Raw genomic sequence first — 23,866 nt, 5'->3', positions numbered from 1 at the left:
AGGGCGATGTCCGATCCGAAGCAACCCGTCACACCGGCAGCCGCCGATTTCACGACGCGCGATCCCGGCGACGCATCGTTCTGGGACGAGCGTTTCGAGCGTGGCATGACGCCGTGGGAATTCGGTGGCGTGCCGGATGGTTTCCGTGTGTTCGCGCACCGGCTCGAGCCGTGCGCGGTGCTGATTCCCGGCTGTGGCAGTGCGCAGGAGGCCGGGTGGCTCGCGCAGGCCGGCTGGCCCGTGCGGGCGATCGATTTCGCCGCGCAGGCGGTGGTTGCCGCGAAGGCGCAGCTCGGCGCGCATGCGGGCGTCGTCGAGCAGGCCGATTTCTTTGCGTACCGGCCGCCGTTCGACGTGCAGTGGGTGTACGAGCGCGCGTTCCTGTGCGCGCTGCCGCCGGCCATGCGCGCCGGCTATGCGGCGCGCATGGCCGAGTTGCTGCCAACGGACGGCTTGCTGGCCGGCTATTTCTTCCTGACGGCGAAACCGAAGGGCCCGCCGTTCGGAATCGAGCGTGCCGAACTCGATGCGCTGCTCGCACCGCACTTCGAGCTGATCGAGGATTTGCCCGTGACCGATTCGCTGCCCGTGTTCGAAGGGCACGAGCGCTGGCTCACGTGGCGCCGCCGCTGATGCATGTGTGTCGCGGCCATTGCCGGAGCGCGCCAGGGTTTCGGCTATAATTCAAGGTTTTGCAAGCCGTTTCCAGTTTCCGCGGGAAAAATATCATGCCGATCTACGCCTATCGATGCGAAGCGTGTGGTTTCGCGAAGGACGTGCTCCAGAAGATGAGCGACGCGCCGCTGTCGCAGTGTCCGGAATGCGGGAAGGATGCATTTCGCAAGCAGGTCACTGCCGCAGGCTTCCAGCTGAAGGGCTCGGGGTGGTATGTCACCGATTTCCGCGGCGGTTCGGGCGGCACCAGCGCGCCGGCGACGGCGTCGGGCGACGCAGCCCCGGCCGCACCGGCGGAAGCCGCGCCCGCAGCAGCCGCACCGGCTGCAGCAAGCCCTTCCGCCAGCACGACGACGAGCGCCGCGCCTGCCCCGGCTGCAGCGCCCGCCGCCAGCAGTTGACCGTCGCGGCCCGGCCGGGCTGCGACCAACCCGCGCCACCGGCGCGGTTCATTGACGGCAGATGATGAAAAAGACGACCCTGAAATCGGTGTTTCTGACCGGCCTGCTGGTTCTCGTCCCGCTCGCGATCACGCTGTGGGTGCTCGGTCTCATCATCGGCACGATGGACCAGACGCTGCTCCTGCTGCCCGAATCGTGGCAGCCCGAGCGGATGCTCGGCTTCCATCTGCCGGGGATCGGCGCGGTGCTGACGCTCGCGTTCATCTTCGTCGTCGGGCTGGCCACGCGGAACTTCATCGGCCAGAAGCTCGTCACGTGGTGGAACGCCGTGGTGCGTCACATCCCGGTCGTCGGGCCGATCTACACGAGCGTCAAGCAGGTGTCGGACACGCTGCTGTCGAGCAGCGGCAACGCGTTCCGCAAGGCGCTGCTGATCGAATACCCGCGTCGCGGCTCGTATACGATCGCGTTTCTGACCGGCACGCCGGGCGGCGACGTGCTCAATCATCTGACGGAAGAATACGTGAGCGTCTATATCCCGACGACGCCGAACCCGACGTCGGGCTTCTTCCTGATGCTGCCGAAGAGCGAAGTCATCGAACTCGACATGTCGGTCGATGCCGCGCTCAAGTACATCGTCTCGATGGGCGTGGTGGCGCCCCCGGCGCCGGCTCCGGCGCCTGCACGCCGCCCCGTCGAGCCGCCGCTGTAAGTAAAGAATCATCGCCCGGGCCGCGCGTTGCGGCGCCCGTTGATCAAACCGAACGAAAGCAAACATCATGTCGATGCGTACTGAATACTGCGGTCTCGTGACCGAACACCTGCTGGGCCAAACCGTGTCGCTGTGCGGCTGGGTGCAGCGCCGCCGCGATCACGGCGGTGTGATCTTCATCGACCTGCGCGATCGTGAAGGCCTCGTGCAGGTGGTGTGCGACCCGGATCGCGCGGAAATGTTCGCGACCGCCGAAGGCGTGCGCAACGAGTTCTGCGTGCAGATCAAGGGCCTCGTGCGCAACCGTCCGGAAGGCACGGTCAACGCCGGCCTGAAGAGCGGCAAGATCGAAGTGCTGTGCCACGAACTGAACGTGCTGAACGCATCGGTCACGCCGCCGTTCCAGCTCGACGACGACAACCTGTCGGAAACGACGCGTCTCACGCACCGCGTGCTCGACCTGCGCCGTCCGCAGATGCAGCACAACCTGCGCCTGCGCTACCGCGTCGCGATCGAAGCGCGCAAGTACCTCGACGAGCAGGGCTTCATCGACATCGAAACGCCGATGCTGACGAAGAGCACGCCGGAAGGCGCGCGCGACTACCTCGTGCCGTCGCGCACGAACGCGGGCCAGTTCTTCGCGCTGCCGCAGTCGCCGCAGCTGTTCAAGCAGCTGCTGATGGTCGCGAACTTCGACCGTTACTACCAGATCACCAAGTGCTTCCGCGACGAAGACCTCCGTGCCGACCGTCAGCCGGAATTCACGCAGATCGACTGCGAAACGTCGTTCCTCGGCGAGCAGGAAATCCGTGACCTGTTCGAAGACATGATCCGTCACATCTTCAAGACGACGATCGACGTCGAACTCGACGCGACCTTCCCGGTGATGCCGTACTCGGAAGCGATGGCGCGTTTCGGTTCGGACAAGCCGGACCTGCGCGTGCAGCTCGAATTCACCGAGCTGACCGACGCGATGAAGGACGTCGACTTCAAGGTGTTCAGCACGCCGGCCAACGCGAAGGACGGCCGCGTCGCGGCACTGCGCGTGCCGAAGGGCAGCGAGCTGTCGCGTGGCGACATCGACGGCTACACCGAATTCGTGCGCATCTACGGCGCGAAGGGTCTCGCCTGGATCAAGGTCAACGAGAAGGCGAAGGGCCGTGACGGCCTGCAGAGCCCGATCGTCAAGAACCTGCACGATGCATCGATCGCGGCGATCCTCGAGCGCACCGGCGCGGAAGACGGCGACATCATCTTCTTCGCGGCCGACCGCGCGAAGGTCGTCAACGACAGCCTCGGCGCACTGCGTCTGAAGATCGGCCATTCGGAATTCGGCAAGGCGAACGGCCTCGTCCATGCCGGCTGGAAGCCGCTGTGGGTCGTCGACTTCCCGATGTTCGAATACGACGACGAAGATGCGCGCTACGTCGCTGCGCACCACCCGTTCACGAGCCCGAAGGACGAGCACCTCGAGTACCTCGAGACCGATCCGGGCCGTTGCCTCGCGAAGGCGTACGACATGGTGCTGAACGGCTGGGAAATCGGCGGCGGCTCGGTGCGTATCCACCGCGAGGAAGTGCAGAGCAAGGTGTTCCGCGCGCTGAAGATCGGCGCGGAAGAAGCGCAGCTGAAGTTCGGCTTCCTGCTGGACGCACTGCAGTACGGCGCGCCGCCGCACGGTGGTATCGCCTTCGGTCTCGACCGCATCGTCACGATGATGGCCGGCGCCGATTCGATCCGCGACGTGATCGCGTTCCCGAAGACGCAGCGCGCGCAGGATCTGCTCACGCAAGCACCGAGCCCGGTCGACGAGCGTCAGCTGCGCGAACTGCACATCCGTCTGCGTCAGCCGGAGCAACCGAAGGCGTAACGCGGTTCGTACCCGGTCGTGTGTGCGTTCACGCGCACACGACGCACATGAAAAAGGCGCAGCGATGCGCCTTTTTCGTTTTTTGCGGTACAGTCGCAGCACTTGCCGCCCGTTCGGAGCATTTGCCCGGCGCGCGGCCCCGTGCCGCATGAAATAAAGATGACGAAGCCGCCGAAAATCCCCGAATCCGTTCTTGTCGTGATCTACACGCCCGACCTCGATGTGCTCGTGATCAAGCGTGCCGACCAGCCTGATTTCTGGCAATCGGTGACGGGCTCGAAGGACGCGCTCGACGAGCCGCTCGCGGTCACCGCCGCGCGCGAAGTGGCCGAGGAAACCGGCATCACGATCGGCACGCCGGACGTGCCGCCCGGCGCGCTCGTCGACTGGCGCCACCGGATCGAATACACGATCTATCCGCAATACCTGCACCGCTATGCGCCGGGCGTCACGCGCAACACCGAGCACTGGTTCGGCCTGTGCGTGCCGCATCGCGTCGACGTGACGCTGTCGCCGCGCGAGCATGTCGACCATGCGTGGCTGCCGTTCCGCGAGGCGGCCGCGCGCTGCTTCTCGCCGTCGAACGCCGAGGCGATCCTGCAATTGCCCGCGCGCGTGGCACTGTCGCGCGCGCCGCACGGCTCGTCCGCATGACGGCGGAAGCCCGCAAGCGCTTCGCGCAATTGCGGCAGATGTTCCTGCAGGAACGCGGTTCCGCGTCGCGGCTCGCCTTCACGTCGGGCAACACCGTGCGGTTGTGCGAGGGCGGCGGCGCATTCTTCCAGGCGCTGATCGAACGGATCGATGCCGCCCGCGAGCAGGTGATGCTCGAAACCTACATCTTCTGCGACGACGCGGCCGGCCGGCCGGTGTCGGACGCGTTGATCCGCGCGGCGCAGCGTGGCGTGCGCGTACGCGTGATCACCGACGGCATCGGCACCGCCCGCCTGCCGTTGTTCGACACGTGGGGCGAGGCCGGCGTCGAGCACTGCATCTACAACCGTTTCCTGTTCGGCCGCTTCGGCTTCTCGCGCACGCATCGCAAGCTCGCGGTGATCGATCACGCGGTCGCGTTCTGCGGCGGCATCAACATCATCGACGACTACGCGCAGGGCGGCACGACGCTGCCGTTTCCGCGCTGGGATTTCGCGGTCGAGATGGCGGGGCCCGCGGTGTCCGACGTGCGCGCCGCGTTCGAACTGCAGTGGCACCGGATCATGTTCGGTCACAAGCCGTATGCGCAATACGCGGCCGGGCTGTATGGCGGCGAAGCATTCCCCGAGATGTTCCGGCGCTGGATGCGCAGCCACCGCTGGATCAAGGCCGGCGCGCTGCGGGTCGTGACGGAGCCGAGCGTCGCGTTCGTCGCGCGCGACAACGTCGTGAACCGCCGCGCGATCGAGAAGGCGTATCTCGCGGCGATCGGCCAGGCGCGCCAGCGGATCCTGCTCGCCAATCCGTACTTCATGCCCGGCCGCAAGCTGCGCCGTGCGCTGACGGGCGCCGCGCGACGCGGCGTCGACGTGCGGATCCTGATCGGCCGCAAGGAATTCGCGGCACTCGATACGGCCGTGCCGTTCCTCTATCACGCGCTGCTGCGCGCGGGCGTGCGCGTGGCCGAATACGACAAGACGATGCTGCACGGCAAGGTGGCCGTGATCGACGACAATTGGGCGACGGTCGGCTCGTCGAACCTGGACGCGCTGAGCCTGATGTTGAACAATGAGGCGAATGTCGTGCTGGTGCGCTACGATGCTGTCACGAACGAACTGCGCGACGCGATCGCGGCCGCGTTCGCCGACGGTCGGGAAATCGACCCCGCACGATTCGCCGCGCGCCCGCGCATCGAGCGCATGCTGAACTGGCTCGCCTATACGGCGTATCGCGTCGTGATGAAGGCGCTGACGGTCGGTGGTTACGACTGACGAAGACTAAGCGTTCGCTTCAAAAAATCTGTCCGCACGTTCGTGCGGAAAAGCCGCTCCGGTCCCGCCGGAATCGCGCAAAATAGCGGCTCGGTTAGACACCGGTTTCTAATAATTTCCTTGTTTCGCGAGCGGCCGCACTCAATAATAGTACGGCCGTTCGATTTTATTCGAACCCCCGAACGGTTACAGAAATAGCTATGCGAAAAGGCGAACAGACGCGTGCCGCGATACTTGAAGCTGCTTTGGACCTCGCCAGCCGTGATGGGCTGGAGGGGCTGACGATCGGCCTGCTGGCCGAGCGCATGCAGATGAGCAAGAGCGGTGTGTTCGCGCACTTCGGATCGCGTGAGGACCTGCAGGTCGAGGTCGTCCGCGAGTATCACCATCGTTTCGAAAACGAGGTGTTCTTTCCGAGCCTGCGCGAGCCGCGAGGCTTGCCGCGCCTTCGGGCGATGCTGGCCCGCTGGACGGAGAAGCGCATCCAGGAGGTAACGACCGGATGCATCTACATCAGCGGTGCCGTCGAGTACGACGACCGGCCTGACAGCCCCGTGCGCGAGCAGTTGATCGCAAGCGTGACGGCCTGGCGTGCCGCGATGCTGCGTGCCATTTCGCAGGCGAAGGAAGAAGGCCATCTGCGTGCGGATACGGATCCGGACCTGATGCTCTTCGAGTTGTACAGCTTCACGCTCGGCCTGCATCACGACGCACGCTTCCTGCATTCGCCGGACGCCGTGCGCCTCACGTGGGCCGCGCTGGAAAAGACGATTGTTTCGTATCAGAGCGAGAGCCGTTAGCGGCGCGTGATCCGCCCGCCAGGAGCTCGAGCCGTTTTGCCCACCTTTGGAGAGAGTCATGGGACAGTACGCCGCGCCGCTGCGCGACATGCAATTCGTGTTGCACGAGCTTCTGAACGTCGAAGCCGAAGTCAAGCAAATGCCCAAGCATGCGGACCTCGACGCCGACACGATCAACCAGGTCCTCGAGGAAGCGGGCAAGTTCTGCTCCGAGGTACTGTTCCCGCTGAACCAGGTCGGCGACCGCGAAGGCTGCACGTATGAAGGCGACGGCGTCGTGAAGACCCCGACCGGCTTCAAGGAAGCCTACCAGCAGTACGTCGAGGCCGGCTGGCCGGCACTCGGCTGCGATCCGGACTACGGCGGCCAGGGCCTGCCCGCGTTCGTGAACAACGCGCTCTACGAAATGCTGAACTCGGCGAACCAGGCATGGACGATGTATCCGGGCCTGTCGCACGGCGCCTACGAGTGCCTGCACGCACACGGCGCGCCGGAACTGCAGCAGCGCTACCTGCCGAAGCTCGTGACGGGCGAATGGACGGGCACGATGTGCCTGACCGAGCCGCACTGCGGCACCGACCTCGGCATCCTGCGCACCAAGGCCGAACCCAACGGCGACGGCTCGTACTCGATCAGCGGCACGAAGATCTTCATCTCGAGCGGCGAGCACGACATGTCGAAGAACATCGTCCACCTCGTGCTCGCGCGCCTGCCGGAAGCGCCGCAGGGCACCAAGGGGATCTCGCTGTTCATCGTGCCGAAGTTCATCCCCGACGCAGCGGGCGAGCCGGGCGAGCGCAACGGCATCAAGTGCGGCTCGATCGAGCACAAGATGGGCATCCACGGCAACTCGACGTGCGTGATGAACCTCGACGGCGCGAAGGGCTGGATGGTCGGCGAGCCGAACAAGGGCTTGAACGCGATGTTCGTGATGATGAATGCCGCGCGTCTCGGCGTCGGCATGCAGGGCCTCGGCCTCACGGAAGTCGCGTACCAGAACTCGCTCACGTACGCGAAGGAACGCCTGCAGATGCGTTCGCTGACGGGCCCGAAGGCACCGGACAAACCGGCCGACCCGATCATCGTGCACCCGGACGTGCGTCGCATGCTGCTCACGCAGAAGGCCTACGCCGAAGGCGCGCGCGCGTTCACGTACTGGTCCGCGCTGCAGATCGACAAGGAACTGTCGCACGGTGACGAAGCGGTGCGCAAGGAAGCGGCCGATCTCGTCGCGCTGCTCACGCCGATCATCAAGGCGTTCCTGACCGACAACGCGTTCGAGTCGACCAACCACGCGATGCAGATCTACGGCGGCCACGGCTTCATCTCCGAGTGGGGCATGGAGCAATACGTGCGCGACGCGCGGATCAACATGATCTACGAAGGCACGAACTCGATCCAGTCGCTCGACCTGCTGGGCCGCAAAGTGCTCGGCGACATGGGCGCGAAGCTGAAGAAGTTCGGCAAGCTCGTCACGGAATTCGCGGAAGCCGAAGGCGTGAAGCCGGAAATGGCCGAGTTCATCAACCCGCTCGCCGACATCGGCGACAAGGTGCAGAAGCTGACGATGGAAATCGGCATGAAGGCGATGCAGAACCCGGACGAAGTCGGCGCTGCCGCCGTGCCGTACCTGCGCACCGTCGGCCACCTGGTGTTCTCGTACTTCTGGGCGCGCATGGCGCGCCTCGCACTCGACAAGGAAGCGTCGGGCGATCCGTTCTACAAGTCGAAGCTCGCGACCGCACGCTTCTACTTCGCACGCCTGCTGCCCGAGACGGCGTCGACGATCCGCGCCGCACGCGCCGGTTCGAAGACGATGATGGAAGTCGACGAATCGCTGTTCTGACGCGAGACCGGGCGGGGCGCGATGCGCGCCGCCCGAACGCAACGGTTCCTGGTACTCACTTCGCCGTGCAGCCCACCCCTCCCGCGCTGCACGACACTATCCGGAGACATCCCGTGAGCAATTTCCTGATTCGCAAGGTCGCCGTGCTGGGCGCCGGCGTGATGGGCGCGCAGATCGCCGCGCACCTCATCAACGCGCGCGTGCCGGTGCTGCTGTTCGACCTGCCGGCCAAGGAAGGCCCGAAAAACGCGATCGCGCTGAAGGCGATCGAGAACCTGAAGAAGCTGTCGCCCGCGCCGTTCGGCGTGAAGGACGACGCAAAGTACCTCGAAGCAGCGAACTACGAAGACGACATCGCGAAGCTCGCCGAGTGCGACGTCGTGATCGAAGCGATCGCCGAGCGGATGGACTGGAAGCACGACCTGTACAAGAAGGTCGCACCGCACATCGCGCCGAACGCGATCTTCGCGACCAACACGTCGGGCCTGTCGATCACGAAGCTGTCCGAAGGTTTCTCGGACGAGCTGAAGTCGCGCTTCTGCGGCGTGCACTTCTTCAACCCGCCGCGCTACATGCACCTCGTCGAACTGATCCCGACCGCGCATACGCGTCCGGAGATCCTCGACCAGCTCGAGACGTTCCTGACGAGCATCGTCGGCAAGGGCGTCGTTCGCGCGAAGGACACGCCGAACTTCATCGCGAACCGCGTCGGCATCTTCTCGATCCTCGCGGTGATCACCGAGGCCGCAAAGTTCGGCCTGCGCTTCGACGAAGTCGACGACCTGACGGGCAGCCGCCTCGGCCGCGCGAAGTCGGCGACGTTCCGCACCGCGGACGTGGTCGGCCTCGACACGATGGCGCACGTGATCAAGACGATGCAGGACAACCTCGCCGACGATCCGTTCTTCCCGGTCTACCAGACGCCCGCCGTGCTCGCCGAACTGGTGAAGCAGGGCGCGCTCGGCCAGAAGACGGGCGGCGGTTTCTACAAGAAGGAAGGCAAGGCGATCAAGGTGCTCGACGCGAAGACGGGCACCTACGTGGATTCGGGCGCGAAGGCGGACGAAACCGTCGGCCGCATCCTGAAGCGTCCGCCGGCAGAACGCCTGAAGCTGCTGCGTGAAACGGACCATCCGCACGCGCAGTTCCTGTGGTCGATCTTCCGCGACGTGTTCCACTACATCGGCGTGCATCTCGAGTCGATCGCCGACAACGCGCGCGATGTCGACCTCGCGATCCGCTGGGGCTTCGGCTGGAACGAAGGCCCGTTCGAAGGCTGGCAGGCTGCCGGCTGGAAGCAGGTCGCCGAGTGGGTGCAGGAAGACATCGCGGCCGGCAAGGCCCTCGCGAACGTGCCGCTGCCGTCGTGGGTGCTCGAAGGCGCAGTCGCCGAGAAGGGTGGCGTGCACACGGCCGAAGGCTCGTGGGCGCCGGCAACGAAGCGCTTCGTGCCGCGTTCGGATCTCGCTGTCTACGACAAGCAGGTATTCCGCGCGCCGCTGCTCGGCGAAGCGGGTGCCGATCCGAAGACGTACGGCAAGACGCTGTTCGAGACCGATGCCGTGCGTGCTTGGGTCGACAACCGCGCGGGTGAAGACGACGTCGTGATCGTGTCGTTCAAGTCGAAGATGAACACGATCGGACCGAGCGTGATCGACGGCCTCGTGCAGGCGATCGAACTCGCGGAGAAGGACTACAAGGGCGTCGTGATCTGGCAACCGACGTCGCTGAAGCTCGGCACGCCGGGCGGCCCGTTCTCGGCCGGCGCGAACCTCGAAGAGGCGATGCCCGCGTTCATGATGGGCGGCGCGAAGGGTATCGAGCCGTTCGTGAAGAAGTTCCAGGAAGGCATGCTGCGCGTGAAGTACGCGAACGTGCCGGTCGTCGCAGCCGTGTCGGGCATCGCGCTCGGCGGCGGGTGCGAGCTGATGCTGCACAGCGCGAAGCGCGTCGTGCACGTCGAGAGCTACATCGGTCTCGTCGAAGTGGGCGTCGGCCTCGTGCCGGCAGGCGGCGGCCTGAAGGAAGCGGCGCTGCGCGCAGCGGATGCCGCCACGGCCGCGAACGCGACCACCGACATCCTGAAGTTCGTCACGAAGTCGTTCGAGAACGCGGCGATGGCGAAGGTCTCGGCGTCCGCGCACGACGCCCGTGCGATGGGCTACGTGAAGCCGTCCGACACGATCATCTTCAACGTGTTCGAGCTGCTCGACACCGCGAAGAAGGAAGCGCGCGCGCTGGCCGCCACCGGCTACCGCGCACCGCTGCGCGCGAAGGACGTGCCGGTCGCAGGCCGTTCGGCGATCGCGACGATCAAGGCATCGCTCGTCAACATGCGTGACGGCCGCTTCATCAGCGATCACGACTACCTGATCGCGAGCCGCATCGCCGAAGCCGTGTGCGGCGGCGACGTCGAAGCCGGCAGCCTGGTCGACGAGCAGTGGCTGCTCGCGCTGGAGCGCCGCGCGTTCGTCGAGCTGCTCGGCACGCAGAAGACGCAGGAACGGATCATGGGCATGTTGCAGACCGGCAAGCCGGTGCGTAACTGAGCGAGCGGATAAGGCAAGGAGTCTCAAATGAGCAAACAATTGCAAGACGCATACATCGTCGCCGCCAGCCGCACGCCGATCGGCAAGGCCCCGCGCGGTGTCTTCAAGAACACGCGCCCGGACGAGCTGCTGGTGCACGCGATCAAGTCGGCGGTGGCGCAGGTGCCGGGCTTCGACACGAAGCTGATCGAGGACGCGATCATCGGCTGTGCGATTCCGGAAGCCGAGCAGGGCCTGAACGTCGCGCGGATGGGCGCGCTGCTCGCAGGCCTGCCGCAGACGGTCGGCGGCGTGACGGTCAACCGCTTCTGCGCGTCGGGCATCACGGCGCTGGCGATGGCGGCCGACCGCATCCGCGTCGGTGAATCGGACGCGATCTTCGCGGGCGGCTGCGAATCGATGAGCATGGTGCCGATGATGGGCAACAAGCCGTCGATGTCGCCGCACATCTTCGATCGCAACGAAGACTTCGGCATCGCGTACGGGATGGGCCTGACGGCCGAGCGCGTCGCGGAGCAGTGGAAGGTGAGCCGCGAAGACCAGGACGCGTTCTCGGTCGAGTCGCACCGCAAGGCACTCGCCGCGCAGCAGGCTGGCGAGTTCAACGACGAGATCGCCGCATACACGATCACCGAGCGCTTCCCGAACCTCGCGACCGGTGAAGTCGACGTGAAGACGCGCGAGATCGCGCTCGACGAAGGTCCGCGTGCGGATACGTCGATCGAAGGCCTCGCGAAGCTCCGCACGGTGTTCGCGAACAAGGGCTCGGTCACGGCCGGCAACAGCTCGCAGACGTCGGACGGCGCGGGTGCGCTGCTCGTCGTGTCGGAGAAGGTGCTGAAGGAATTCAACCTGACGCCGCTCGCGCGCTTCGTGAGCTTCGCGGTGCGTGGCGTGCCGCCGGAAATCATGGGCATCGGTCCGAAGGAAGCGATTCCGGCCGCGCTGAAGGCTGCCGGCCTGAAGCAGGACGATCTCGACTGGATCGAGCTGAACGAAGCGTTCGCCGCGCAATCGCTGGCGGTGATGCGTGATCTCGGCCTCGACCCGTCGAAGGTCAACCCGATGGGCGGCGCGATCGCACTCGGCCACCCGCTCGGCGCGACCGGCGCGATCCGCGCGGCGACCGTCGTGCATGGCCTGCGTCGCCGCAACCTGAAGTACGGGATGGTCACGATGTGCGTCGGCACCGGCATGGGCGCCGCGGGCATCATCGAACGCCTGTAAGCGGAGCGGGACGAACAGCGACGACGGTGCGCGGGCCACGAGCTCGCGCACCGTTTTTTCATTCCGATAGAGGAAAGTCAAAGGAGACGGTTGTGGCCGAAATTCAAGTGGAACGCGCCGATGGCGTGATGACGATCACGATCGCGCGCCCGGCGAAGAAGAACGCGCTGACGGCGGCGATGTATCAGACGATGGCCGACGCACTCGCCGAAGCCCAGGAAGACAAGGCGGTTCGCGTGATCCTGTTGCGCGGTGGCGACGGCAACTTCACCGCGGGGAACGATCTCGAGGATTTCCTGAAGTCGCCGCCGAAGGACGAGAACGCGTCGGTGTTCCAGTTTCTCGCTCGGATCAGCAGCGCGAGCAAGCCGATCGTGGCCGCGGTGCCGGGCATCGCGATCGGCGTCGGCGTGACGATGCTGCTGCACTGCGATCTCGTGTACGCGGCCGACACGGCGACGTTCTCGCTGCCGTTCGCGCAGCTCGGGCTGTGCCCGGAAGCCGCATCGAGCGTGCTGCTGCCGCGCCTGGCGGGCCATCAGGTCGCCGCCGAGAAGCTGATACTCGGCGAGGCGTTCGATGCGCTGGAAGCGCACCGGATCGGCATCGTGAACCGCGTGCTGCCGGCCGCCGAGCTCGACGCGTTCGCGGCGAAGCAGGCGGCGAAGCTCGCGGCGCTGCCGGCGTCGTCGCTGCGCGTGACGAAGGCGCTGCTGAAAGACACGGGTGGTGTTGCGACGTCCGCGCGGATGGCCGAGGAAGCGGGCCACTTCGCCGCGATGCTGCGTGCACCGGAAGCGCGCGAGGCGATGACGGCGTTCTTCGAGAAGCGCAAGCCGGATTTCCGTCAGTTCGACTGACGGAGCAGGCCACGCCGGCGGCGAGCCGCCGGCGCGCGCCTGCGATCGCGCTCAGGCCGTGCCGTAGTCGACGTGGCCGGTTTCGCGGCAGAAGCTGACGAGCCGCAAGCCGGCCGCTTTCGCGATCTCGATCGCGAGCGACGACGGGGCGGAGATCGTCGCCACCAGCGGGATGCCGACCCGCGCGGCCTTGCGCACGAGCTCGTAGCTTGCGCGGCTCGACAGGAACACGAAGCCGTCGGTCGTGTCGGCGCGCGACAGCACGAGCGAGCCGATCAGCTTGTCGAGTGCGTTGTGGCGGCCGACGTCCTCGAACGCCATCCGGATCGCGCCTGTTGCGTCGCACCACGCGGCTGCGTGCAGGCCGCCCGTGAGCCGCGTGAGCGCCTGGTGGGCCGGCAGCGCCTGTGCCGCGCGGGTCAGCGCGTCGGGCGCGAGGCGGGCCAGAAAGCCCGTATCGGGGACGCGTTCGGGCGCGAGGTCGAGCAGGTCGATGCTTTCGATCCCGCAGACGCCGCAGCCGGTGCGCCCCGCGAGCGCGCGGCGACGATCTTTCAGCGCGGCGAACGCCTGCTGCACGACTTCCAGATGAACTTCCGCATGCGGCAGCGGCGCGTCGGCGTGCAGCATCACCTCGATGTCCTTGATGTCGCTGCCGCGCGCGACGATCCCCTCCGAAATCGCGAAGCCGACCGCGAATGCCTCGAGGTCGCACGGCGTACACATCATCACCGCGTGCGAGATGCCGTTGAACACGAGTGCGACCGGCCATTCCTGGCCCACGTAGTCGTGCGCGGCTTCGACGGTGCCGCCGCGGGTGCGGCGCACGGACAATTCGATCGCGCCGCGCGGTTCGGTTGTTTCGGTCGGATTCACGAGCACTCCCGTTGATTCGAAGCACGGGCGGCGACAATCGTGTCCGCCGCCCGCGCGCAGAGGTTCTAAAATACCTCAGGCAGGCCGGCCGCGCCGGCATCCGCCACGTCAGGTAACGACCATGGGACTCAGCGACGCTCCGTTGCTATTCAACTTCGAACACGATTCGTCGGAAAATTTGACGTACATTCCGATGATCGTGCGTTTCAATCTCGACCGTTTCGGTCTGCGGATCTCGCTTGAGCAGTGGCAGTTGCTGCCGCTCGAGGACCGCAAGCTGCTCGCGCGCTTTCCGGCCGACGAGGACACCGCGATCGAGCCCAACTTCGATCACGCGCTGTTCGAAATGCTGCGCACGCATGCCGATCTGGAACCGTCGTGGTTCCAGCCGGACGAGCAGCCGACCTGGCGCGCCACCGACATCGTGCCGGAGTCGCTCGTGCAGCAGAGCGCGCTGGCCGGGCTGATGGCGCCCGAGCTTGCGCAGTGGCAGCGGCTCGCGCCGTTCCAGCGCTACGTGCTGGTGAAGCTGTCGCGCAAGCCGAAGCTGAACCACGATTTCCTGCCCGCGATGCGGGAGTTCGGGCTGACGGCCACGCATTGACGCGGCCGTGCGCCGCGCGGTCGCGGCGCGCGCCGGTCAGAGCGGCGGCAGTTGCCGCGGCTTGCGGTCGGGGCCGGTCGCGACGTAGGTGAGCGTCGCTTCGGTGACCTTCACGACTTCGCCCATCAGGCGCATGCGCTGCGCGTACACCTCGACGTCGACCGTGATCGACGTGTTGCCGGTGCGCGTGATGGTCGCGTAGAAGCTCAGCAGATCGCCGACGAACACCGGCTGCTTGAACACGAACGAGTTGACCGCGACCGTCGCGACGCGGCCGTTCGCGCGCTGGCTCGCGGGGATCGAGCCGGCGATGTCGACCTGCGACATGATCCAGCCGCCGAACACGTCGCCGTGGACGTTCGCGTCATGCGGTTGCGGGACGACGCGCAGCGCGGGCTGCTTTTGCGGGAGGTCGAGGGTCGAATCGGTCATGGCGGGGGCTTTCATCCTGTAATAAATAGGCCGCCGCGCGCAGGCCGGCCGGCGAGGGCGCCGGCAGCGGCGCGAAGCGGCTTCTGCGACAATACAACGTTCGCAAATTGTACGAGAAAGTGAGCGAGCCGGCCGCCGATGCACGCGCCCGGCACCGCCGCCGATCCTTCCCCCATGCGCCGATTTCCTGCTTCCGGCGAGCCCGCGCCGGCTTCGACCGGGCCCCGCAACGACTGGCAGACCATCCGGTCGTTGCTGCCGTACCTGACCACCTACAAATGGCGCGTCGCGCTCGCGCTCGCCTGCCTGATCGGCGCGAAGGTCGCGAACCTCGGCGTGCCGGTCGTGATGAAGCGCATCGTCGACCACCTGTCCTACGTCCAGCAGATCACCGCGATCGGCCGCGCCGAACAGTCGGCCGGCATCGTGCTCGCGGGCGGCGTGGGGCTGCTGGTCGTCGCGTATGCGCTCGTGCGGCTGTCGACTTCACTGTTTACCGAGCTGCGCGAGATCCTGTTCTCGAAAGTCACCGAGAGCGCGGTGCGCCAGCTCGCGCTGCAGGTGTTCCGGCACCTGCACGGGCTGTCGCTACGGTTTCACCTGGAGCGCCAGACGGGCGGCATGTCGCGCGACATCGAGCGCGGCACGCGCGGCATCCAGCAGCTGATCTCGTATTCGCTGTACAGCATCCTGCCGACGCTCGTCGAGGTCGGGCTCGTGCTCGGCTTCTTCGTGGTCAAGTACGAGGCCTATTACGCGTACGTGACGTTCGCGGCGCTGGTCACCTACATCGTGTTCACGGTGAAGGTGACCAACTGGCGCACGCATTTCCGCCGCACGATGAACGAGCTCGATTCGCGCGCGAACTCGCGGGCGATCGATTCGCTGATCAACTACGAGACGGTCAAGTATTTCGGCAACGAGGAGTGGGAAGCGCAGCGCTACGACGAGAACCTCAAGCGCTACCGCAAGGCCGCGATCCGCTCGCAGAATTCGCTGTCGGTGCTGAACTTCGGCCAGCAGGCGATCATCGGCACGGGGCTCGTGTTCATCCTGTGGCGTGCGACGCAGGGCGTGCTCGCAGGCAAGCTGACGCTCGGCGATCTGGTGCTGATCAACACGTTCATGTTGCAGCTGTACATTCCGCTGAACTTCCTCGGGGTCGTGTATCGCGAGCTGAAGCAGAGCCTCACCGACATGGACCGGATGTTCGGGCTGCTGTCGGCCGCGAAGGAAGTGGCCGACCTGCCCGATGCGCGGCCGCTTGCGGTATCCGGCGCGCAGGTGCGGTTCGAGCACGTGAATTTCGCGTACGAGCCGGCGCGGCAGATCCTGCACGACGTGTCGTTCACGATCGACGCGGGCACGACGACCGCGGTGGTCGGCCACAGCGGCTCCGGGAAGTCGACGCTGTCGCGGCTGCTGTTCCGCTTCTACGATCTCGACCGGCAGGCCGGCGGCGCGATCCGGATCGACGGGCAGGACATCCGCGACGTCACGCAGGATTCGCTGCGCGCGTCGATCGGGATCGTGCCGCAGGACACCGTGCTGTTCAACGACTCGATCTATTACAACATCGCGTACGGGCGGCCGACCGCGACCCGCGACGAGGTGATCGCGGCTGCGCGCGCCGCGCACATCCACGATTTCATCGAAAGCTTGCCGAAGGGCTATGACACGCCGGTCGGCGAGCGCGGGCTCAAGCTGTCGGGCGGCGAAAAGCAGCGCGTCGCGATCGCGCGCACGCTGCTGAAGAACCCGCCGGTGCTGCTGTTCGACGAAGCGACGTCGGCGCTCGATTCGCGCTCGGAGCGCGCGATCCAGCACGAGCTCGACCAGATCGCGCGGCATCGCACGACGCTCGTGATCGCGCACCGGTTGTCGACGGTCGTCCACGCGCAACAGATCCTCGTGATGGACCACGGGCGGATCGTCGAGCGCGGCACGCACGACGAACTCGTGCGCGCCGACGGGTTGTATGCGCAGATGTGGGCGCTGCAGCAGCAGCGCGCCGCAGCGGGCGGGGAAGAGGCCGAGGCCGCGTGAGCGGCGGTGCTGCGCGCGGAGGCGCGCAGCGGGAGGGGGCTCGCTCGATGGGCGGAGTCGGGCCGACACGATGGCCCGGCGGGCGCTGGACCGGTTGGACGGTCTAGCCAACCCGGTCAGTTCGCCGGTCAGCCAACCAGCCAGTCGGTCAGCTAACCAGCCGGCCAACTGACCAGTCGATCAACCCGCCAGCGGATCGATCAACCTGACGACCCGTCAGCGGGTCACTCCGCGGCGCGCAGCCGCGCGTCGAGCTCGCCCAGTTGCGCGGGCGTGCCGACGTTCTCCCAGATACCTTCATACAGTTCGCCGCTCGCGCGGCCGGCTTCGATCGCCGCGCGATAGTACGGCGTCAGCGCGCGCCGCGTGCCGGGTGCGAGATCGCGGAACATCCGCGTGTCGTACACGCCGATGTTGCCGAACGTGAAGCGCGCGGCGCCGTCGAGCGCCAGGCGGCCGTCGTCGCCGAGCGCGAAATCGCCGGCCGGGTGGAACGGCGGGTTCGGCACCATCACGAGGTGCATCGCAGGCGTGTCGAGCGCGGCCATCCGGGCGGCGCGCGGCGCGAGCGTCCGGTAGTCGAACGCGCAGTACACATCGCCGCTGACCGCCGCGAACACGGCCGGCTGGCCGTCGCGCTCGAGCAGCGGCAATGCCTGAGCGATGCCGCCCGCGGTTTCCAGCGCTTCGCCCTCCGCCGAATACGCGAGCCGTACGCCCCAGCGCGAACCGTCGCCGAGCGCGGCCTCGATCTGGTCGCCGAGCCACGCGAGGTTGATCACGATCGTCTCGATGCCTGCGCGTGCGAGCGCTTCGATCTGCCACACGATCAGCGGCTTGCCGCCCGCTTCGAGCAGGGGCTTCGGACGGGTGTCGGTGAGCGGGCGCATCCGTTCGCCGCGCCCGGCGGCGAAGATCATCGCCGTGGTCAGGGTGTTGCTCATGTTCGGCCGGGTGTCAGGAGAGTCGGAACGGTCAGAACGTGTAGCCCACGTCGGCCGGCGCGTTGCCCTCGAGTTCGTCGAGCAGCTTCGCGAACGGCACGAGCGGGCGGTAGCGCAGCGCGACCTTGCGCGCATACGTGATGAAGCGCGGCAGGTCGTTCAGGTAGTGCGGCTTGCCGTCGCGGTAATTGATGCGCGCGAACAGGCCGAGCACCTTGATGTGGCGCTGCAGCCCCATCCATTCGAGCTGGCGGTAGAACTCGCCGAAATCGGGGTCGACCGGCAGGCCGGCCTTTTTGGCCTTTTCCCAGTAGTACGCGAAGCAGTCGAGCTCGAATTCCTCGTCCCAGCTGATGAACGCGTCGCGCAGCAGCGACACGACGTCGTACGTCAGCGGCCCGTAGACGGCGTCCTGGAAGTCGAGGATGCCCGGGTTCGGCTCGCAGACCATCAGGTTGCGCGGCATGAAGTCGCGCAGCATGAAACCCTGGGGCTGCGCGTGCGCGCTGGCGACCAGCAGCGCGAAGGTGCGGTCGAGCGTGCCGCGCATCGCGTCGGTGACGGGCTTGCCGAGGTGGCGGCCGACGAACCATTCGGGCATCAGCTCCATCTCGCGGCGCAGGAATGCCTCGTCGAACGGCGGCAGCACGTCGGGCTTCGACGTCAGCTGGAAGCGGATCAGCGCGTCGAGCGCGGCGCGCATCAGCGGCTTGGCGGCGGCCGGGTCGGCCGGATCGAGCACCGAGATGTACGACGTGCGGCCGAGATCGGTCACGAGCATGAAGCCCGCGTCGAAATCGTGGGCCAGCACGTCCGGCACGTGGTCGCCGGCCGCGGCGAGCAGCTGCGCGACCTGGACGAACTCACGGCACTTCTCGGGCGGCGGTGCGTCGACGGCGATCAGCGTGCCGCCGGCGCTCGTGGCCGATGCGACACGGAAATAGCGGCGGAAACTGGCGTCCGACGAGGCGGGCGCGAGGGTCGACAGGTCGAGTGCGTAGCGCTCGGCGAGCGGGTGCAGCCACGCGGTGAGCGCTTCGAGGCGGGCGTCGGGCTGGGATGCGGCGGATGGGGGCGTCATGAAACTCGGAGGAGGGGGGAACGTCTTGCCATATAATACCCCACGACTTTTTTGACGCGCCCCGCGTCAGCTTTCCGCCGTGCCGGCTCGCCGCCTGTCGCGCCGTCGCCCGATCGCCTCCCCGGTTTGCGCTCAGCCGCAGTCGCGGTGCGACGGCGCGGCCCGCCGTGCGTGAATGTGCCGCGTCGGCGCGGTTGACAAGGGGCGATTCGCCAAACGATAGATGCCGCCCAAACCGCTATTCCCGAATGTTTTCCCCGGTGACGGGGCGCCGCGCAAACGGCGGCTCGCGCTCGCGCTCCTGGCCGTGCCCGGCCTCGTGCCGGCCGTGTCGTACGCGCAGCTGTCGGGCGCGGCCGCGCAGCCGCAGCCGCTCGACTCGCCGTGGGATCTGCGTCTCGCGCCCCAGCTCGAGGATCATCCGCTGAAGGACGGCGCGAAGCCGGCCGCCTTCGTGATCGCCGACCACACGAGCGGGACGGCCGAGCAGGATCTCGCCGCGAAGGGCTCGGCCGAGCTGCGGCGCGGCGACGCCGTCGTGAAGGCCGACGCGATCCACTACGATCAGGATACCGACATGGCCGATGCGTACGGCCAGGTCAAGGTGGTCAATGGCGGTACGTCGTTCGCAGGCCCCGAGGCGCACCTGAAGATCGAGGCGAACCAGGGCTTCATGACGGCGCCGAAGTACCACTTCAACATGACGGGCGGCTCGGGCAGCGCGGAGCGCGTCGACATGGTCGACAACGAGCGCTCGGTGTTCGTCAACGGCACCTATACCGCGTGCCAGTGCTCGACGAACCCCGCGTGGTACATCAAGGGCAGCCGCTTCGACTTCGATACGGGCGCCGACGAAGGCACCGCGCGCAACGGCGTGCTGTTCTTCCAGGGCGTGCCGATCTTCGCGAGCCCGTGGATGACGTTCCCGTTGTCGGGCGAGCGGCGCAGCGGCCTGCTGCCGCCGACGTTCTCGATGAGCTCGAACAACGGCTTCGAGCTGTCGCTGCCGTACTACTTCAACATCGCGCCGAACCGCGACCTGACGCTCACGCCGCGCATCATCTCGCGGCGCGGCGTGATGGCCGAGGCGACGTTCCGCTACCTGTCGCCGTCGTATTCGGGCACGTTTACGGCCAATTACCTGCCGGATGACCGGCTTGCGCATCGCAACCGCTACGCGATCTACTGGCAGCACCAGCAGAACTTCGGCGGCGGTTTCGGCGGCTACGTCTACTACAACAAGGTCTCGGACAACACGTATCCCGAAGACCTCGGGTCGACGAACCAGTTCGTCAACGGGACGCAGACGCTGTACCAGCAGGAAGCGGGCCTCACGTACAACAACGGCCCGTGGTCGGTGCTCGCGCGCTACCAGCACTGGCAGACGCTGCCGCCGTCGATCGCGCCTTACAGCCGCGAGCCGCAGTTGAACGTGAAGTACACGAAGTACAACGTCGGCGGCTTCGACTTCGGCGCGGAAGCCGACTATTCGCGGTTCCGCATCACGACGGCCGATGCGACGGAAGGCGACCGGATCGTCTTCAACCCGTATATCGCGTACGGCGTGTACGGCCCCGGCTACTTCGTCGTGCCGAAGATCCAGTACCACGTCGCGTCGTACGACCTGAACTACCTGTCGTCGACCACGCCGAACAGCCCGAAGCGCTTCACCGAGTCGATCCCGACCGTGAGCTTCGATTCGGGCCTGATCTTCGACCGCTCGGTGCGCCTGTTCGGGCAGGACTTCATCCAGACCCTCGAGCCGCGCCTGTACTACGTGTACACGCCGTATCGCAACCAGTCGAACGCACCGCTGTTCGACACCGCGGAATCGGACTTCGGCCTCGCGGAGATCTACCAGCCGAACACGTTCGTCGGCAACGACCGGATCGCCGATGCGAACCGGATCACGGCCGGCCTGACGTCGCGCTTCATCGATCCGCGCACCGGCGACGAGCGCGCGCGCTTCGTGATCGCGCAGCAGTACTACTTCGCCAATCAGCGCGTCACGCTGAATTCCGGGCAGGCTGCTGCACAGGCGCGCCACTCGGACCTGATCGTCGGCGCCGCGCTGAAGCTCGGCTCGGGCTTCATGTCGGAGACGGCGTTCCAGTACAACCAGAACAACAACCAGCTCGTGAAGTCGAGTGTCGGTTTCGGCTACAGCCCGGGCGAGCGCCGCGTGATCAACGTCGGCTATCGCTATACGCGATCGAACACCACGCTCGACAACCAGCCGATCAACCAGTTCCTGGTGTCCGCGCAATGGCCGCTCACGCGCAGCCTGTATGCGATCGGCCGCTTCAACTACGACATCGCCGGCAATCGCGTGATCGACGGTCTGGTCGGCTTACAATACGACGCGGATTGCTGGGCGCTCGGGGTCGGGGTGCAGCGGTTTGCGAACGGCATCAATTCGTCGGGACAGCAGAATTCGTCGACGCGAGTCATGATGCAGCTGACGCTCAAGGGCCTGTCGACGGTCGACAACGGCCTCGTGTCCGCGTTCCGTGCCGGTGTGCCGGGCTACACGCCGCTGCCGCCGGCGCCGCCGCCGATGTCCCGCTTCAGCAACTACGAGTAACGCCGGCTTGTCTGCACCGGTCAGCACGATTTCAATGGAGTTCCAGTGGCAATGAAGAAAACCCTTCGTTTCGCGGCAGTCGTGTCCAGCCTCGCTGCGGCCGCCGCACTGCTCGCCGCCGCGCCGGCCGCGGCGCAGGCGCTCGGTTCGCAAGGTGCGCAGCTCGCCGACGAAGTCGTCGCGGTCGTCAACAACGACGTGATCACGGGCCGCGAACTCGACCAGCGTGCAGGCCTGATCGCGCGCCGGCTGCAGCAGCAGAACGCGCCGGTGCCGCCGGTCGACCAGCTGCGTGCGCAGGTGCTGAACCAGATGGTGCTCGAGCGTATCCAGGTGCAGAAGGCCAAGGACGACGGGATCCGCATCGACGACGCGACCGTGCAGTCCACGCTGCAGCGCCTCGCGCAGGCGAACGGCATGACGCTCGAGCAGTACCGCGCGCGTCTCGAGGCGCAAGGCGTGCCCTGGAGCATCTTCACGAGCGACGCGCGCACCGAACTGATGCTGTCGAAGCTGCGCGAGCGCGAGGTCGACGGCAAGATCACCGTATCGGACGCCGAGGTCGTGAACTACATCGCGAGCCAGCGCGGGCCGAACGCGTCGCAGCAGCAGGACCTGCGCTTCCAGCACATCTTCATCAAGGCGCCGACCAACGCGCCGCAGGCCGACATCGAAGCCGCGCAGAAGAAGGCGGATGCGCTGCTGCAGCAGGCGAAGTCGGGCGCCGATTTCGAAAAGCTCGCGAAGAACAATTCGGAAGCGAACGACGCGAAGAAGGGCGGCGACCTCGGCTTCAAGTCGCCGAGCGCGCTGCCGGCCGACGTCGTCGACGCCGCATCGAAGCTGCGCCCGGGCCAGGTCAACCCGACGCTGATCCGCGTGCCGGACGGCTTCGAGATCGTGCGTCTCGTCGATCGTCGCCAGAGCCAGGGCGCGTCCGCCGCGGCACCGAAGATCGTTCAGACGCACGTGCGCCACATCCTGTTGCGCGTGGGCGAAGGCAAGTCGGAAGGCCAGGCACGCCAGCAGCTGGCCGACATCCGCAGCCAGGTCGAGGCCGGCGGCGATTTCGCGAAGTTCGCGCGTACCTACTCGCAGGACGGCTCGGCGTCGCAGGGCGGCGATCTCGGCTGGATCAGCCCGGGTGAGACCGTGCCGGAATTCGAGCGCGCGATGAACAACCTGCAGGACGGCCAGGTCAGCCAGCCGATTCGTACCGAGTACGGTTATCACCTGATCCAGGTGCTGAGCCGCCGCGAAGCGGAAGGCTCGGTGCAGCAGCAGATGGACATCGCGCGTCAGGCAATCGGCCAGCGCAAGGCCGAACAGGCGTATGCCGACTGGCTGCGTGAGCTGCGCGATTCGTCGTACGTGCAGTACAAGTTCGGCGGCGCCGGTCCGGCGAACTGAGCGAGTATCAGATGACCACGCCCGCGCTGCAGATCGCAATCACCACCGGCGAACCGGCGGGGGTCGGCCCGGAGCTGACCGTGCAAGCGCTGCGTGATGCCGCGCAGCGCTGGCCCGACGCGCATTTCACCGTGCTCGGCGATGCGGCGCTGCTCGATGCGCGGGCGGCGGCCGTCGGCGCCGACCGGGCCACGTTGGCCGGTGGCGGGCCGGTGTCGGTCGCGCATCACGCGCTCGCCGTGCCCGCGCAGGCGGGCAAGCTGGACGCGGCGAACGGCCCGTACGTGCTCGGGCTGCTCGACACGGCGATCGACGGCGCGCTGGCAGGCCGGTACGACGCGATCGTTACCGCGCCGCTGCAGAAGAGCACGATCAACGATGCGGGCGTGCCGTTCACCGGCCATACCGAATACCTGGCGGAGCGCACGCATACGCCGCGTGTCGTGATGATGCTGGCCGGTACCGGCCACAAGCCGCTGCGCGTCGCGCTCGCGACCACCCACCTGCCGCTCAAGGACGTGTCGGCCGCATTGACGGTCGACGGGCTCGTCGAGACGCTCGCGATCATCGATCGCGACCTGCGGCGCGACTTCGGTCTGGCCGCGCCGCGCATCCTCGTGACGGGCCTGAACCCGCACGCGGGCGAGAACGGTTATCTCGGCCGCGAGGAGATCGACGTGATCTCGCCGGCGCTGGCCCGCGCGAGCGCGCAGGGCATCGACGCGCGCGGCCCGTATCCGGCCGACACGCTGTTCCAGCCACGCCATCTCGCCGATGCCGATTGCGTGCTCGCGATGTTCCATGATCAAGGTCTGCCCGTGCTGAAGTATGCGACGTTCGGCGAGGGCATCAACGTGACGCTCGGGCTGCCGATCATCCGGACGTCGGTCGATCACGGCACGGCACTCGATCTGGCCGGCACGGGCCGCGCGGATCCGGGCAGCATGATCGCCGCGCTCGACACGGCCGTCACGATGGCGCGCCATCGCCGCGCGGCCTGACGCGGCCCGGCTTCACCTCATTC

Annotated in this window: 20 protein-coding genes; 16 read left to right on the top strand and 4 right to left on the bottom strand. The window is 66.8% G+C overall.

Annotated features, from left to right (window positions below):
* Positions 1-6 precede the first annotated feature (6 nt).
* From ACN8ZM_RS14700 to ACN8ZM_RS14650, 11 genes are all read left to right on the top strand, one after another.
* Positions 7-633, top strand: a complete 627-nt coding sequence (locus ACN8ZM_RS14700; RefSeq protein ID WP_089451253.1) for an SAM-dependent methyltransferase — start codon at positions 7-9, stop codon at positions 631-633.
* 95 nt (positions 634-728) lie between these two features.
* Positions 729-1,076 carry an FmdB family zinc ribbon protein gene (locus ACN8ZM_RS14695; protein WP_034189001.1) on the top strand — a complete coding sequence of 116 codons (348 nt, stop codon included), beginning with the start codon at positions 729-731 and terminating at the stop codon, positions 1,074-1,076.
* A 61-nt stretch (positions 1,077-1,137) separates the two neighbouring features.
* Positions 1,138-1,788, top strand: a complete 651-nt coding sequence (locus tag ACN8ZM_RS14690; RefSeq protein WP_011353157.1) for a DUF502 domain-containing protein — start codon at positions 1,138-1,140, stop codon at positions 1,786-1,788.
* Positions 1,789-1,855: 67 nt separating this feature from the next.
* Positions 1,856-3,658, top strand: coding sequence for an aspartate--tRNA ligase (aspS, locus tag ACN8ZM_RS14685; RefSeq protein ID WP_011353156.1), 1,803 nt, complete (start codon positions 1,856-1,858; stop codon positions 3,656-3,658).
* Positions 3,659-3,817: 159 nt separating this feature from the next.
* Positions 3,818-4,312 (top strand): dihydroneopterin triphosphate diphosphatase, encoded by a 495-nt coding sequence (gene nudB / locus ACN8ZM_RS14680; protein WP_089451252.1) that lies wholly within the window; start codon positions 3,818-3,820, stop codon positions 4,310-4,312.
* Positions 4,309-5,583, top strand: a complete 1,275-nt coding sequence (gene clsB / locus ACN8ZM_RS14675; RefSeq protein WP_043190595.1) for a cardiolipin synthase ClsB — start codon at positions 4,309-4,311, stop codon at positions 5,581-5,583. Before nudB ends, clsB begins: the two co-directional genes overlap by 4 nt.
* Positions 5,584-5,783: 200 nt before the next feature.
* Complete coding sequence (locus tag ACN8ZM_RS14670; RefSeq protein ID WP_006751498.1) at positions 5,784-6,383, top strand: TetR/AcrR family transcriptional regulator; 600 nt, start codon at positions 5,784-5,786, stop codon at positions 6,381-6,383.
* Positions 6,384-6,441: 58 nt separating this feature from the next.
* Positions 6,442-8,229, top strand: coding sequence for an acyl-CoA dehydrogenase C-terminal domain-containing protein (locus ACN8ZM_RS14665; RefSeq protein WP_043190599.1), 1,788 nt, complete (start codon positions 6,442-6,444; stop codon positions 8,227-8,229).
* A gap of 113 nt (positions 8,230-8,342) precedes the next feature.
* Positions 8,343-10,778, top strand: a complete 2,436-nt coding sequence (locus ACN8ZM_RS14660) for a 3-hydroxyacyl-CoA dehydrogenase/enoyl-CoA hydratase family protein (protein ID WP_420210209.1) — start codon at positions 8,343-8,345, stop codon at positions 10,776-10,778.
* A 27-nt stretch (positions 10,779-10,805) separates the two neighbouring features.
* Positions 10,806-12,005 (top strand): acetyl-CoA C-acyltransferase, encoded by a 1,200-nt coding sequence (locus tag ACN8ZM_RS14655; RefSeq protein ID WP_043190603.1) that lies wholly within the window; start codon positions 10,806-10,808, stop codon positions 12,003-12,005.
* Between the two features lie 92 nt (positions 12,006-12,097).
* The gene (locus ACN8ZM_RS14650; protein ID WP_420210208.1) at positions 12,098-12,865 is read left to right on the top strand and encodes an enoyl-CoA hydratase; all 768 of its coding nucleotides are present in this window, start codon (positions 12,098-12,100) and stop codon (positions 12,863-12,865) included.
* A gap of 51 nt (positions 12,866-12,916) precedes the next feature.
* Here ACN8ZM_RS14650 and fdhD read toward each other — a convergent pair whose 3' ends face one another.
* Positions 12,917-13,747 (bottom strand): formate dehydrogenase accessory sulfurtransferase FdhD, encoded by an 831-nt coding sequence (gene fdhD, locus ACN8ZM_RS14645; protein WP_420210207.1) that lies wholly within the window; start codon positions 13,745-13,747, stop codon positions 12,917-12,919.
* A 115-nt stretch (positions 13,748-13,862) separates the two neighbouring features.
* On the opposite strand from fdhD, the gene ACN8ZM_RS14640 reads away from it, so the two are divergent.
* Positions 13,863-14,345, top strand: coding sequence for a nitrate reductase associated protein (locus ACN8ZM_RS14640; protein ID WP_043190609.1), 483 nt, complete (start codon positions 13,863-13,865; stop codon positions 14,343-14,345).
* A 36-nt stretch (positions 14,346-14,381) separates the two neighbouring features.
* Here the strand turns inward: ACN8ZM_RS14640 and ACN8ZM_RS14635 are convergent, their stop codons facing one another.
* On the bottom strand, positions 14,382-14,777 hold the full coding sequence (locus ACN8ZM_RS14635) for an acyl-CoA thioesterase (protein ID WP_043190612.1): 396 nt from the start codon (positions 14,775-14,777) through the stop codon (positions 14,382-14,384).
* A gap of 174 nt (positions 14,778-14,951) precedes the next feature.
* On the opposite strand from ACN8ZM_RS14635, the gene ACN8ZM_RS14630 reads away from it, so the two are divergent.
* Positions 14,952-16,823, top strand: a complete 1,872-nt coding sequence (locus tag ACN8ZM_RS14630; protein WP_043190616.1) for an ABCB family ABC transporter ATP-binding protein/permease — start codon at positions 14,952-14,954, stop codon at positions 16,821-16,823.
* 224 nt (positions 16,824-17,047) lie between these two features.
* On the opposite strand, the gene murU is transcribed toward ACN8ZM_RS14630, so the two are convergent.
* On the bottom strand, positions 17,048-17,767 hold the full coding sequence (murU, locus tag ACN8ZM_RS14625; protein WP_420210206.1) for an N-acetylmuramate alpha-1-phosphate uridylyltransferase MurU: 720 nt from the start codon (positions 17,765-17,767) through the stop codon (positions 17,048-17,050).
* 31 nt (positions 17,768-17,798) lie between these two features.
* On the bottom strand, positions 17,799-18,848 hold the full coding sequence (locus ACN8ZM_RS14620) for an aminoglycoside phosphotransferase family protein (RefSeq protein WP_301768879.1): 1,050 nt from the start codon (positions 18,846-18,848) through the stop codon (positions 17,799-17,801).
* 223 nt (positions 18,849-19,071) lie between these two features.
* Here ACN8ZM_RS14620 and ACN8ZM_RS14615 point away from each other — a divergent pair, with 223 nt between their 5' ends.
* From ACN8ZM_RS14615 to pdxA, 3 genes are read left to right on the top strand one after another with little or no spacing between them, the layout of a single operon-like run.
* A complete protein-coding gene (locus ACN8ZM_RS14615) occupies positions 19,072-21,432 on the top strand; it encodes an LPS-assembly protein LptD (RefSeq protein ID WP_089451247.1) in 2,361 nt (786 codons plus the stop codon).
* 51 nt (positions 21,433-21,483) lie between these two features.
* Positions 21,484-22,842, top strand: a complete 1,359-nt coding sequence (locus ACN8ZM_RS14610; RefSeq protein WP_089451246.1) for a peptidylprolyl isomerase — start codon at positions 21,484-21,486, stop codon at positions 22,840-22,842.
* 11 nt (positions 22,843-22,853) lie between these two features.
* A complete protein-coding gene (pdxA, locus tag ACN8ZM_RS14605; protein ID WP_420210205.1) occupies positions 22,854-23,843 on the top strand; it encodes a 4-hydroxythreonine-4-phosphate dehydrogenase PdxA in 990 nt (329 codons plus the stop codon).
* Positions 23,844-23,866: the final 23 nt, after the last annotated feature.

Source organism: Burkholderia aenigmatica (assembly GCF_048627025.1).
In the GTDB taxonomy this organism is placed as follows: Bacteria; Pseudomonadota; Gammaproteobacteria; order Burkholderiales; family Burkholderiaceae; genus Burkholderia; species Burkholderia aenigmatica.
The sequence above is the reverse complement of the archived record's forward strand: the minus strand, read 5'-3'. Positions and strand labels throughout refer to the sequence as shown.

Coding starts and splice junctions, on each gene's coding strand:
- ACN8ZM_RS14690 (WP_011353157.1), top strand. CDS start 1,138: ATGATGAAAAAGACGACCCTGAAATCGGTGTTTCTGACCGGCCTGCTG.
- nudB (WP_089451252.1), top strand. CDS start 3,818: ATGACGAAGCCGCCGAAAATCCCCGAATCCGTTCTTGTCGTGATCTAC.
- murU (WP_420210206.1), bottom strand. CDS start 17,767: ATGAGCAACACCCTGACCACGGCGATGATCTTCGCCGCCGGGCGCGGC.
- ACN8ZM_RS14695 (WP_034189001.1), top strand. CDS start 729: ATGCCGATCTACGCCTATCGATGCGAAGCGTGTGGTTTCGCGAAGGAC.
- ACN8ZM_RS14620 (WP_301768879.1), bottom strand. CDS start 18,848: ATGACGCCCCCATCCGCCGCATCCCAGCCCGACGCCCGCCTCGAAGCG.
- aspS (WP_011353156.1), top strand. CDS start 1,856: ATGTCGATGCGTACTGAATACTGCGGTCTCGTGACCGAACACCTGCTG.
- ACN8ZM_RS14610 (WP_089451246.1), top strand. CDS start 21,484: ATGAAGAAAACCCTTCGTTTCGCGGCAGTCGTGTCCAGCCTCGCTGCG.
- ACN8ZM_RS14670 (WP_006751498.1), top strand. CDS start 5,784: ATGCGAAAAGGCGAACAGACGCGTGCCGCGATACTTGAAGCTGCTTTG.
- ACN8ZM_RS14665 (WP_043190599.1), top strand. CDS start 6,442: ATGGGACAGTACGCCGCGCCGCTGCGCGACATGCAATTCGTGTTGCAC.
- ACN8ZM_RS14635 (WP_043190612.1), bottom strand. CDS start 14,777: ATGACCGATTCGACCCTCGACCTCCCGCAAAAGCAGCCCGCGCTGCGC.
- ACN8ZM_RS14640 (WP_043190609.1), top strand. CDS start 13,863: ATGGGACTCAGCGACGCTCCGTTGCTATTCAACTTCGAACACGATTCG.
- ACN8ZM_RS14630 (WP_043190616.1), top strand. CDS start 14,952: ATGCGCCGATTTCCTGCTTCCGGCGAGCCCGCGCCGGCTTCGACCGGG.
- ACN8ZM_RS14615 (WP_089451247.1), top strand. CDS start 19,072: ATGCCGCCCAAACCGCTATTCCCGAATGTTTTCCCCGGTGACGGGGCG.
- clsB (WP_043190595.1), top strand. CDS start 4,309: ATGACGGCGGAAGCCCGCAAGCGCTTCGCGCAATTGCGGCAGATGTTC.
- ACN8ZM_RS14655 (WP_043190603.1), top strand. CDS start 10,806: ATGAGCAAACAATTGCAAGACGCATACATCGTCGCCGCCAGCCGCACG.
- pdxA (WP_420210205.1), top strand. CDS start 22,854: ATGACCACGCCCGCGCTGCAGATCGCAATCACCACCGGCGAACCGGCG.
- ACN8ZM_RS14700 (WP_089451253.1), top strand. CDS start 7: ATGTCCGATCCGAAGCAACCCGTCACACCGGCAGCCGCCGATTTCACG.